The organism is Arenibacter algicola (genome assembly GCF_018860365.1).
Classification (GTDB): Bacteria; Bacteroidota; Bacteroidia; order Flavobacteriales; family Flavobacteriaceae; genus Arenibacter; species Arenibacter algicola_B.
This window is the reverse complement of record NZ_JAHKPO010000003.1, coordinates 665,306-678,223: the sequence shown is the minus strand read 5'-3', so window position 1 is coordinate 678,223 and position 12,918 is coordinate 665,306. Positions and strand designations below refer to the sequence as shown.

Below are 12,918 nucleotides of genomic sequence, written 5' to 3'. Positions count from 1 at the left end.
GCGATAAAACTATCAACTAAATCGGTATTAAATTGCCAAAAACTATAGGTGTAGGATGTACTCTTTTAGCTATGTTTTTAATTTGTCATTTATGAACCCATTGAAAGCATTTCTCCAAAGAACGAAATACTCTCCTTATGATTTCTTTAGATGTATTAAATGCAAAGCTAAATCATTTAAAGAAGGGTTATCCCCTTTACTAAATCCCACTATATCGATCAAGTAATGAATAATTTTGAAGATTTATTTGTAAAGTAAGGTATCGAGATTCTAAATATATTTCACAATTTGATATCTATATCACTAATTCTCATATTTCTTATAGTATGATAAAAAATTTGTTACGAGATAATTAAATACTTATATTACACCACACTACAGCATGATTTAAAATTTTACATGTTATTCATGATACTCTTAAGAATGTACTCTATAACAGCTACCTCTAGGCTGACAATGCTTTTTTTACTATTTATTCAGTTTGCTTCCTGCCAGATCCCAGATGAGAACATCATAATCGAGAATAATAGTTTCAAATATGGAATCGGCTCGACCGGCAAAAACCTTTATTTTACAGATAAAATAAACGGTATTGATTATCTTGATATGGAAGAACATTCCTTTTCCGCATCGGTCATGAAAGAAGGAAAAGAGATTCAAGTTACAAAGGCCACCTTGGATAATGGTTTGCTACATTACGAGTTCGGGGATCCCTCCATCACGGCAGACCTTAGGCTCACCATAGCTGAAGACCATATTGTTTTCACCGTCATTGCAATGAAGAGCGAAGTTGAAAACTTTACATTTATCAACGTTCCCCTGACCATAGAAGGACTGCCCTCCGATCAATTCGCTGCCTGTGTACTATCCATGAACCTTCGCACCCATGTTTTTCAGCTGCCGGCTTTACAAACTCACTTAAAAGCTACGTCATACCAGCGTTTTGGAATTGAAAAGTCCGAGGTGACCATGTTAGGCGTTCCCCAAAAAGAAATATTGCCCGCAATCCGTAATGTTATGAGCAATGCAGAGGACCTTCCCTTATCTTCTAAGGGTGGCGCATGGGCAAAGCTTTCAAAAGAGAACTATGGGTCCTACTTAATGAATTTTGGAACCCTAACTAAAGAAACAGTGCCAGAGTGGGTACAAATGTGTAAAGACCTTGGGTTCAATCAAATATATAACCATGGAGGCCAAAAATTTTTTAAGTTTGGAGGGTTTGAATTGGATTCTATAAAATGGCCCGGCGGTTGGGATAATTTCAAACAGATAAATAAGCAATTGCATGATGAGGGCATATCTTCCATTTTTCATACCTACGCTTTTTTTATAGACAAGCAATCACGCTACGTAACACCGGTTCCGCGGGAAGACCTTGGCTATTTCAACCAATTTACATTAGAAGAACCAATTAATACCAAAGGAACGGAAATTACCATAAAGGAATCCACAGCAGATATCACGATGACAACAGGTTTTGCTGTAAGGAATAGCCGCACTATCAGGATAGGCAAAGAGCTTATTGAATTTAGTGGAGTTACCAAAACACCGCCTTATAAGTTTACTGGCTGTAAGCGAGGAATGCATGGGACAACAACATCCAGTTACATGCCCGGTGAAAAGGCTTATCATCTCCGTGAATTGTTTGGTCTTTTTCTACCTGGGCCAGACACTCCTCTGTTTACTGAAATTGCCAAACGAACCGCCGAAATTGTAGATCAGGTTGATTTTGACGGTATCTATTTTGATGCAATAGATGGAAGCGATCTAGTGGCCGGCCAAGAAAATTCTTGGTACTATGGAGGGAAATTCGTCCTGGAAGTTGCAAAGCATTTAAAGCGGCCTGTAAGAATGTGGATGAGTACAATGACCCATCACTGGTGGCATTACCGTTCTAGCTGGCAGGCTTGGGATCGTCCAACTAGGGGATATAAGCGGTTCATTGATATTCATCTGGCATCGATGAAGGACAGACGTAATAAGCATAGCCTATGGAGAGGTAACACGGCTCAAATCAATAAGTTAGCTGCTTCCAAAAATGGCGGGCTTCTGCTTCCCCTCGAACTTGGCTGGTGGGCACATCAAAGCTGGAATCCACCCCAAGTTGAACCCACTTTTCCAGATGACATAGAGTATCTGGGAGCAAAAATGATTGGGAATAATGCTGGGCTTTCCATGATAGGTGGTTTCGATCAAAAAACCCTAGAAGAAATACCTGCTTTCCAAAGGTTGAACAGTATAATTCGGCAGTATGAAAATTTACGCCAATCGGATTATTTTGACGAATCTATACGTAAACAACTCCGTGAAACAGGTAAAGAATTTACACTTTTTCAAGATGAGGATGAAAATTGGAATTTTCGCCCCGCTACATATCATAAGCACAAAGTAGCAGGGCTCTCACACCAATCTGCCAACTGGACGGTACTTAATGAATATGGTACCCAACATGTAAAACTACGGATCGAACCATTGATGTCAGTAAAGGCTTTTGATGACCCCTCCAATGTAACACTGACTGATTTCACCATGCCCATGGATTTTACACAGGAAGCGGCAAATGGCGTTTCGGGCGGATTGGCCACATCTTCGGAAAAAACAACTTCAGGATTACCTTCTGTCAGTTTTCATGCTACCAGCAACGGTGATTCACCACAGGACGCATCATGGAAAAAAATGGAAAAAAAGTTTGATCCGATACTCAATCTTGAAAAAAATCAGGGTCTTGGCGTCTGGGTAAAAGGTGACGGAAACGGACAATTACTTAATTTAAGACTGGAAAGTCCCTATAATATTTCACATGGTGCCTGGGGCGACCATTTTATCAAAATCGACTTTTTAGGATGGAAATATTTTGAATTAATCGAAATTGAATCTTCTGAATTCAGCAAATACATCTGGCCGCTCCCTTCTTACTCTAACCCGGGTTCTTATGTTTACAATACTTATCGGAATGTGGTATCGTTTAATAAAATAGATAAACTGCAAATATGGTACAACAACCTACCAATCGGAATAAAAGTAAATGTCATGATTGGGCCAATAAAAGCTATACCGTTAGTTTCTACCACTATCAGAAACCCTTCCATAACTATTGGAGGAGAACAAATTGTTTTTCCCGTAAGCATGGAATCTGGAATGTACCTAGAATACAAGTCTGCTAAGGATTGCAAATTATATGGACCAAAAGGAGAATTTCTCAGAGATGTTGTGCCCATAGGAAGTGTACTGCTCAAGTCAGGAAAAAATAAGGTATCGTTCAATTGTGATGGGCCAAAAGAAGTAAATCCTCGTGTACAGGTTACCTGTATAAGCGAAGGTAAGCCTCTTGTAAAGTATTAAAGAAGGACTTAATTTCAATCCAAATTGTGCACTATTTAAAACAATCAAAAAGCTTCGGAAACTAATTGCCTTTAAAGATCTTGAACAGATGTATGACTATAAAAAGTTCCTACAAAACCTGCCTAAAAGTTTAGTTCTATTTCATATAATGATGTTTCAGGATGATTATAAAATTATTTTTTACTAGTCAACTATTTTAAAAAGTAATTTAGCAAATAATGATTCTTGCGTAGTCCTAAATTCATCATAGGTTTTTCATATTTTAATGTTGCCGACCATCAGGAGTCTTTAATAGTTATGATTTATAGCAATTTTACGAGACCCTCTAGACCTAACTTCCTCGTAAAAGCACTGGATAAGATTTCCCATATCCCGGCTACGGCATTTAGGCTGAGCTCGAATCGATTAGGTGTCCGCCTCTTAAAGATGGTAATAAAATATAGCCTAAAAAAATGTCCAACAGCAGAAAGAATTTTAGAATAAGAAATTAATTCTCCTTGATCATTTTTTTAAGAAGCTTTCAACAATTCTTCCTTTACACGCTTGGCTACCTCTTTTTCTTCCCCTTTAAAAAGAGTATGCACTCCTATCCGTATATGGTTTTCCAACTCCCACGATATTACTTTAATAGATGGCGTACCAAGAGTAAGGTTCTCATCCATTTGAGCGCTGGTTAAATCTATTTTGTGCGGATCCCAGGAAACTTTTAAGAAAGGCATATTATTGTCCGTTGGAGGTATCACTACCTCTGTCGTGACCCCATTAATGGATTTGATCTGGTAATCAATATAGGCTATTGCATCCTCCCACTGCGCCCATTGTTTGGCATGATCGAGATGGATAAATCGATCAAGAGCAACATACATTCCCAGAATTTCTTCCTTATTTACCTTTTGGCCCCGACCTACTCCGCCTCTTGGGTTCGCACTCAAACGTGCTGCGGCAATTAAATCTTTCCTCCCCATCAGTATCCCTGTACTTTGCGGTCCACACATGGCTTTTCCCCCAGAAATAACTACTAAGTCAAATCCCATATCGTTAAACTTCCAAAGATTTTCAACCGGAGGCACATCGGCTGCTATATTTATCATAGTTGGCAAATTATATTTCTGCCCAATCGCAACCCATTCTTCATCTTTAATTAGCCCTTTCGGGCTTTTCTTGTTAAGAAAATACAACATGGCCGTTCTTTCATTGATTGCATCCTCCAGTTCCTTCCTTGTTTCTACCAGGATAAGTTTTGCCCCAGCCTGTTTAAGCGCAAGTTCCACTTCGGAATGACTCTTTTGAAGGATGACCTCTGATTTCATATCGGTTCCTTCCAAATGAGGCAAAAGTCCTACTTTACTACTATCCATTCCTGTTAATACTCCTGCCATACCTAGCACCATCGCCGACCAACACCCTGCAGTCACCGTCGCTGCCTCTGCGCGACACAAAGAGGCAATTCTATCACCCACTTTATCTTGTACCTCATCTAGCATCAAATATTTACTAGAAGAAACCTTAATAGCTTCCATCACATCTTCAGGCATTATTGACCCAGTCATAAAGGTATAGTTGCCTGCAGCATTTATAAACGGACGCAGACCTAGATCTTTGATTAAGTCCTGTTTCGAGAAGGAAGAAACTAGATTTGCTTCTAGAGGAATTGCATGTGCAGTCAAGCCTCCTAAAAGAGGCAAGGCCGGTAATATTTTAAAGATGTCTCTCCGTTTCATAACATTATTTATAAATTAATAAACTTCATCCTAGCCAAATCTTTCTGTACCAAACAAGACTTCTTTACTTATATCCGGCAAATAAACATATATATTAAGATGACCTTCTATATTCTAATTGCTTTTTTGAATATCAGAAAACAATAAACAAGCGATTCTCCTTCGGCCACCATATCATTCTTCCCAAAACGATTTTGACTTATTTAATGATTTCTCATTAAAATTTTATTATTTTACTCGATCACAACGATTATCTTGTTTGAATATTTCGTCCAAATGCACCGCTCACTACCTTCTCGACAAAGTATTTTACTGCTACCTTTAAATAGCCCGAACAGAACCAGAGAAACCAAGCTTAAAATCCTATTCCATCCAATAATTATCAGTAAGAATTTCCTTCCATTTTATAAACATCCATCGCTAATTGCTTTAAAGCTAAGATAACGCATTCCGATATTTTGACACCTTTTTCAGCCGAAGCCAAAGTCGGGTCACCAAATACACCATTTGAAGTCATTGATTTCATAGTGCGATAATAAGAGGCCTTACCAGCGTGCAACATATCTCCCTCAGCCCAATCAAAGGTAGCAACATTAGCTCCATTTTCTATTTGGGTTTTACCCACTAAATCTGGGGCTATTACTAATAAAAGGGATGTCTCAAATTCACAAGCATGGCCTGTACCACCAGGACCTGTTTCTGTTATATTTCTTAGTTCATCTTTGACAAGATTCCACCAGGTTATTCCTATGATGTTTGCGTTCGGGTTTGCATACCCAAGTTCTTCTGTAATCACCTGCATTATACCTTGGTTGCCTCCATGACTATTTAGAAGTATAATTTTTCGGAATCCATGTTTTAAAACTGATGTGATTATATCTTTTACAACCGCAGAAAACGTACAATGGCTTAAACTTAAGCTTCCTACAAACCCCATATGATGATCCGAACATCCCACCTGAACTGAAGGGAGTATTAAAATATTATCATTCATTTCTTTATTAAGCAAAGCTGCAAAATGTTCACCGATAATTCTATCCGTTGCTAATGGAAGGTGAGGGCCATGCTGCTCAGTAGCCGCTATATTAAGCAGAACCGGAATATTTCTATTCAGCTTCGCTAACTGTTTCGTTGTGAGTTGATCCCAAATCATAATTATAAGAATTTTAATTTTGTAAAATATATTTAACCATACTTTATGAATAAATGTGAAACTAATACGTAGCTCTTCCTCCAGAAAGGTCAAATGTGAAACCCGATGTGAAACTACATTCAGGGGAAACAATAAAAGTAGCTATATCCGCTACTTCAGTTAAGGTACCACATCGTTTCATGGGTATCTTATCTGTCATGTAATTCACTTGTTCATTGGGCAAAGCATCCACCATAGCCGTTTTTATAACAGCAGGAGCAAGCGTATTTATCGTTATACCTTTTTCGGCATATTCCTTGCCCTGTACTTTTGCCATACCAATTACAGCAGCCTTGGACGCAGAATAAGCCAGCATACCTGCATTTCCCTCTTTGCCTGAAATAGATGCAATGTGCAGTATCCGTCCATAATTATTTTTAAGCATCCAGGGCAGCACATACTTTGATGTATAGTACGAACCCATAAAATTTACTTCAAATACACGGCGAAGGTCATCCGAATTGACTTCATGGCTTTTAATATTCGTCTCACCTGTAATTCCAGCACTATTTATCAATATATCAATTTTACCAAATCGTTCTCCTACTTTATTAATCCACTTTGCAACCTCTTTTTCGTCGGTAATGTCTACGATATATGTCTCACATTCAGTGCTTAATAATGATTTTATCTTTTTCAACCCGCTTTTATCGCAGTCAAATAGCGCTAATTTTACTCCCTTTTCAGATAGTCTAAGCGCTATTGCTGAGCCTATGCCAGATGCAGCTCCCGTAATAATCCCAATTTGATTTCTGATTTCTTTGCCCATTGATATATCGTTTTTTTTTATTTTTCAAGTCAAATCACTTAATTCTACTACACTTGATTTCCGGGTTAATAATTGAATAATTATCCAAGCCATTAGATAAGTTAGTCCGCAACCGAAGAACAATATACTATAGCCTCCAGCTAAATTTCCAGATTCTTTGTAAATGTCCAATACATAACCAACCAAGATCGGAAAAAACATTCCTCCTATAGCACCGGACATGGCACCTATACCTGTTACCGAACTGACGGCCTGCTTGGGAAACATGTCAGTGACAAGGGTGAACATATTGGCGCTCCAAGCCTGGTGTACTGCCAACACAAAACTGATAATACCAACTACTATCCATACGTTTGTGGCGAAAGGTGTAAAAAAGAGTGTTAATGCCAAAACAGCAAAAATTAATAGGGCTGTTTTCCTTGCCTTTATTGTCGACCAACCCCTTTTTATTAGCCATGATGAAAAATATCCGCCACCAACACTTCCAATTATAGTTGCTGTATAAATGATTATTAACTCAAGACTTAACTTTGACATGTCCAAGTTAAAAATAGAAGAAAAATAAGAAGGCAACCAGAACATGAAAAACCAATAAATTGGATCAATCAAAATTTTACCAGTAATAAATGCCCACGTTTGAGGGAAGGTAAATAGTTTTAACCATCTCGTGGAACTCGCCTCTTGACTGGCGTCTGGTTCAAGTGGTTGACCTTCATGAATTAAGGAATATTCTTCGGTGGTTAAGCGTTTTTGCTTAGCGGGGGTATCATAAAAGAACAACCAAAATATGAGCCAGATAAATCCCAATGATCCTGTAATTATAAAGACCTCATGCCAGCCATACACACTTAAAATCCATGGCACTAAAAGTAAGGCGAGAATTGTCCCCGCACTCGTTCCTGCATTGAACATACCAGCAGCCAAACCCCGCTCTTTTTTAGGAAACCATTCAGCTATTGTTTTCATACCTGCAGGGGTGTTTCCACCCTCTGTAATACCTAAACCAATTCTGGCTAAACCAAACCCCACAGTACTTCTTGCAAGTGAATGAAGTATTCCCATAATACTCCAGGATGCAACAGAAAGGGTATAACCTAATTTAGCACCTATTCTATCCGTAAGCCAGCCCCACGAAACTAAACCAATAGCGTAGGCACCTGTAAAAGCCATTATTATATAGCCATAATCCGTTTCGGACCAATCGAATTCAACCTCAAGTATCGGCTTTAGTAACCCAATTAACTGGCGATCAAGATAATTTATTATGGTGGCCGTAACTAATAAGGTTAAAATGACCCACCGGTAATTTTTTATTTTTCTCTGATTCATATATAATAATTTTTTAACAATAAATTTTTAGGTAAATTTGATTATTCACTGATATTGTCGGGCACAGTAAAAGCTACATAAGCATCTCCTGACTTAGTTTTCATCTTACCACCTCCACAAGCTATGACTACATATTGTTTCCCAGATACACTATAAATTGAGGGAGTTGCGTAACCGGCGTATGGCAATGTTGTTTCAAATAATAATTCACCAGTTTTATTATTAAAAGCTCGAAATTTCTCATCCCTTGTTGCTGCTATAAATATTAATCCCCCAGCGGTTACAACTGATCCGCCAAAATTTGGTGTTCCAGAATGAATACCTTTTGCCTTCAATTCAGGATAATCCCCTAAAGTATTTTTCCAAACTATTTTTCCTGTGTTCAAATTTATAGCGCTTAGAGTACCCCATGGAGGTGATATTGCCGGATATCCCTCTTTGGAAAGAAATTGTTCAATACCCTTTAGCTTATAAGGTGCTTTGTAAAAGGGATGCTTTTTTTGGGCAACCTTTGTAAATTTTTCACTTTGTTTGGTTTCTATGTTCAAAATATATGACCCCAAAGCCGTTTTTTCTTCCTCACTTAAATATTTGAAAGATGGCATCATTCTTCTTCCATAGGTAAGTATACTTTTAAACTCTATCTCTGTATATTTACTTTTCAGGGAAACCAACGATGGGAAATCCCCCACGCCTTTTAGTTCCGAACCATGGCACCCCACGCAATTAGTTCTATATAAGGCCTTCCCTATTTGTAAATTAGTCTGATTCTGAGTATATGCTAGTTCATTTTTTTCCTTAGTTTCCTCCATAGTCACTATCCAAGGCATTTCAGCTGCATTAATATATAATGTTCCTGTAACTGGATCGAACGAGGGTCCCCCCCAATTTGCGCCTCCATCAAAGCCTGGTAAAGTAACAGTTCCTCTTAAAGTTGGAGGGGTAAATATTTCTCCAGATTTATATGTTGAAAACCTTCGTTTAATATCTTGATAGGATGAATCTGGAAGATTTTTGTTAAGATCAGCTTCTGTAATACCCTGCCTCACAAATGGTTCGAAAAATGTTGGAAACGGTTGCGTTGGCGAGACTTGTTCGCCTAGAAGCTCACTTTCTGCCGGAACTGCTCTTTCTTCTATAGGATAAACGGGCTCGCCATTTACTCTATCAAGCATATATATGAATCCTTGTTTTGAAACTTGTACTACTGCATCAATCCTCTTTCCTTCCTTTTTAACAGACACTAAAATAGGAGCCGTGGGCAAATCCCAATCCCAAAGATCATGATGTATTGTTTGAAAATGCCATATTCTTTTACCTGTAGCTGCATCCAGCGCTAAAATAGTGTTAGCGAAGAGGTTATCGCCTTTACGTTTACCTCCATAAAAATCTGGATTCGAAGTGCCAGTTGCAGCAAACACGATTCCCCTTTCTTCATCCAAGCTGAAACCACCCCATGCGTTTGCGCCACCAACATATTTGTAAGCTTCAGTATCTTCCCATGTTTCATGGCCTTCCTCACCAGGTTTTGGTACCGTGTGGAAAATCCACACAGGATCGCCCGTATGTAAATTATACGCTCTAATATGCCCTGGCGCGGCTTCTTCGCCTTCGGAAAGGCTTGTACCGACAATTATCAAGTCGTTATAAATAATACCTGGTGTTGTTGATGTAACACGTAGATTTTGGATATCCCTATTTGATTCCAGATGGTCGTATAGGGACAGCCTCCCGTTTTTCCCAAAAGATAACATGGGTTTCCCTGTATAAGCGTTTATACAATACAGAAAGGAGGCTACTGTATAAAAAATCCTGCTTTCATCATTCTTACCTTTATACATAGTAACTCCCCGGCATGCATTGATTCCGTAGTTTAAGTGACCTCCAGATCGGTTTGCCAGAGTATCAGGAAGATTTAAACTTTCATCAAATTTTGATGGATTAAAAACCCATTTCTCTTTTCCTGTTGCGGCATCTATTGCAAAAAGCTTCAATTGAGGTGAAACACCGTAAAGTATATTGTCAACAATGATCGGGTTTACCTGTATTTGACTAGATGCATCAGCATCTAGCGTTTTATAAGTCCATGCTACTTTTAAGTTTTTAACATTACTAGTATCAATTTGATTTAATTGGGAATATTTTATTTGTTCTTTATCCCCTCCATAAACACTCCAATCTTTGTCTCGCACCTTTTCACTACATGAAATAAGGAATACACAAACACTTGTTGTAATAGTTACATATTTATACCAAAGAATCATTTTGACTATTGTTTCTCGCATAATTAAATACTTTACATGATAATTAATTATCATTACTTCGAAATTCTTTTAAAATTGGATATAGCATTTTAGTTTAAACAATGTTGTATCAACAAATTAAAAAGTCTTATAATAGTTCCAATTTTTGTCTTCCTTCAGCTGTGATGCGGTTCGAATCCCATAAGGGATACCAAGTCTGATCCACTTTCACTTCACGCACTCCGGGCACTCTTCGTAATGCGTCAGGTATACTCATGGAAACTTTAGCATGCGCTGCATTTGAACCATATTCAAAATAGGTACTAACCGGCCGACCGCGATGTGGCATCGACAGAACTACTTTTACTAAATCACCTTGGACCCTTATATCATAAACTAATCCAAGATCCACAATGCTTATATCAGCAGTATACAATTGGGGATCCTTTACATTTTGCAGCGCTTCCCATAACAGCTTTTTCGATATTGTACTGTCTCCTCCTTCTCCCCGTCGTGCCAATTGGGTTGCAGGTTTCTTTGTTGCAAAATTTTTAGTTATCCTAGTACCAGATTTTGCAACTAATGGACTCTTAAACCGACGATGTAATTCTTCAATCATGGGCGGTCCGTCTATTTTAGTAAAAGGAAGCGCGACGTATGCGTTCTTTTGATGCAATACCGTGCCAGCAGGCACTAATTTGGCATATAACGGGTAACGTGCCCATACAGCACCATGCCATTTGTAATTAGTCCAGCTTCGTGCCGAATGCCGCAGTTCAGGGATTCCTTCAGCTGAATGTTCAAGAAATAGTCCGATAAATGAATCCTTTGTGTCTTTATGATAAAATCCAACACCCCATATGTCATCTTTAAATTCTGGGTCCACTTCACCTATTCTGACCTTACCGTCAGGTCCCATCCAAACTATATCGTTAAAACTTTGACCTGTGAATACCCATTCATCATCCCGAAGGGCTTCTGCCTCGAAATCTTTTAGTGCAGTCATCTGAGCGGACTTATTAAAATATGGTAATCCTGCATAGAATCGGTATTCGATATCCATATTAAGTCTACTTGGTGAAAATAATGGATGAACAGGCGAGTAAGGGAACCCCCATCGCCTAACGATAGTGCATACAGGACCTTTGACTACCTCAAAATCAGGACATTCATCCCATAATGTAGTCCTCATTTTCTGATATGATCCTTCAGTTACGTAGTCATGAGACCAATCAATACCAGCAGGTTCACCATGTCCTTCACCTCCGGCATAAAGATGTGTCCCATGCTCTCGCTTTAAAGTCATCTTTTCAAGTTGCCCATGTTGTCTTGATAACGATGCTTTAAAAAAATCATTTTCAATATCCAGTCCAAACCCCTCCCCTGTTGTCACCAAATCACTCGAATACTCTGGTAATTCAGCGTCAGGGTTTCCATAAAACACAAGGAAAGTTTGATTTTTTCTACTCTGAGCAAGGAAAATTAATTTACAAAACCATTCTTCACCACGTCGCATTTCGTCAAATACTTGGGAAGTAACTTCTTTTAAAATACCATTCTCCAACCGAGCAACACGAATTTCCCGGTTAGGAGAGTTAATTTGATTGCTTGGAAATGCCAGTAAAACCTCAATTGGCTCCATGCTAATAAAATCACCATTAGGAGTTGATCTCAAAGGATATCCAAGCATTGATGTTTCTCTACTTGGCTTTTGTTCATTGCCTGTCACTTCAATGTCGATAGTTTTATAATACCGCCACCCTTTGGCCCAAATCTTCAATAGGTCTGGAAGTAATTCTACCTCGTCGAATTGAGATGATCCTAAAAGTGGGACTCCCGGGTTTTCTTCCTCCACTTGGGCCTGCATGCAAGAAATCCTTAAGGAATTCGTCAACGCTCTTACCACACGATAGTTTTTCGCTTCCCATGCGGATTGAAGTAAGTTCATCTTCTCTTCAAACCTTTCAGTGCGATTCCAATATTTTTTTTCTAACCTATTTACAAAATCGCCTACTTTTGTATTAATTAGCTTATTCTTGGTTGTATGGGTTATCGCAGATAATGATGGTATCGTTGCCCCAACAAATCCGAACAAGCTGATACCTAGAAACCTCCGACGCTTAATTCGGTTCTGATTTTCTTCCATGGACGATATCTTTTTTCTTAATGTTTTATTTGGACGATACATATTATCCTTTTCTTGATGTTTAGAAGTCTCACCAGATAAATTTTCATCCAATAACGAAGGTGCTTTCTTGTTCCGTTTGATCATTGACTAAATTTTTTAGGTTATAAAAATTCATACTGTCCTTTATTGCTTAC

Annotated in this window: 7 protein-coding genes; 1 reads left to right on the top strand and 6 read right to left on the bottom strand. The window is 38.5% G+C overall.

Going from position 1 to position 12,918, the window contains the following annotated elements; genetic code table 11:
- Nucleotides 1-408: 408 nt before the first annotated feature.
- Complete coding sequence (locus tag KO529_RS04785) at nt 409-3,342, top strand: hypothetical protein (protein WP_215946757.1); 2,934 nt, start codon at nt 409-411, stop codon at nt 3,340-3,342.
- Between the two features lie 509 nt (nt 3,343-3,851).
- Here the strand turns inward: KO529_RS04785 and KO529_RS04780 are convergent.
- The 6 genes from KO529_RS04780 to KO529_RS04755 form a co-directional block, all read right to left on the bottom strand.
- Entirely contained in the window at nt 3,852-5,063 is a 1,212-nt protein-coding gene (locus tag KO529_RS04780) for an aminotransferase class V-fold PLP-dependent enzyme (protein ID WP_215946756.1), read from the bottom strand.
- A gap of 382 nt (nt 5,064-5,445) precedes the next feature.
- The gene (locus tag KO529_RS04775) at nt 5,446-6,216 is read right to left on the bottom strand and encodes a creatininase family protein (RefSeq protein ID WP_215946755.1); all 771 of its coding nucleotides are present in this window, start codon (nt 6,214-6,216) and stop codon (nt 5,446-5,448) included.
- A gap of 61 nt (nt 6,217-6,277) precedes the next feature.
- Nucleotides 6,278-7,024: an SDR family NAD(P)-dependent oxidoreductase gene (locus KO529_RS04770; RefSeq protein ID WP_215946754.1), complete on the bottom strand. Its 747-nt coding sequence runs from the start codon at nt 7,022-7,024 to the stop codon at nt 6,278-6,280.
- 24 nt (nt 7,025-7,048) lie between these two features.
- Entirely contained in the window at nt 7,049-8,353 is a 1,305-nt protein-coding gene (locus KO529_RS04765) for an MFS transporter (RefSeq protein ID WP_215946753.1), read from the bottom strand.
- Nucleotides 8,354-8,394: 41 nt separating this feature from the next.
- Nucleotides 8,395-10,638, bottom strand: coding sequence for an outer membrane protein assembly factor BamB family protein (locus KO529_RS04760; RefSeq protein ID WP_215946752.1), 2,244 nt, complete (start codon nt 10,636-10,638; stop codon nt 8,395-8,397).
- A 106-nt stretch (nt 10,639-10,744) separates the two neighbouring features.
- A complete protein-coding gene (locus KO529_RS04755; RefSeq protein WP_215946751.1) occupies nt 10,745-12,868 on the bottom strand; it encodes a metal-sulfur cluster assembly factor in 2,124 nt (707 codons plus the stop codon).
- Between the last annotated feature and the right edge of the window lie 50 nt (nt 12,869-12,918).